General features: G+C 53.5%; 1 protein-coding gene. It reads right to left on the minus strand.

The window, feature by feature from the left end; all coding sequences use genetic code 11:
- Positions 1-10: 10 nt before the first annotated feature.
- Positions 11-256 (minus strand): hypothetical protein (locus tag JAO29_RS23165; protein WP_334270653.1); only part of this gene is annotated, 246 nt, incomplete at its 5' end.

Raw genomic sequence — 256 nt, forward strand, 5'->3', positions numbered from 1 at the left:
CAGGTCGAAGTTAGCGAATGACGCGTTTCCCTGTACGTCGTTCAAGTTCTTTGCGGAATTGGTCGGAACCACTGTGATTCCACGTGTGGGTAATGCTCACACGATTGTCTCCAAGCACGCGCGTCATTCGTCCCGCTCCGATGACCTGTGTGCTCATGATTTCGTCGTAGCGCATGGATTTATCTTTCCGCAGCCAGAAGCGCTGCGTCAGACCCGTCGGTGTGAAGACAATCGTTCCCGGCATCTGGAAAAGTAC

Origin of the sequence: Edaphobacter sp. HDX4, assembly GCF_036877565.1 — a bacterium.
Lineage (GTDB): Bacteria > Acidobacteriota > Terriglobia > Terriglobales > Acidobacteriaceae > Edaphobacter.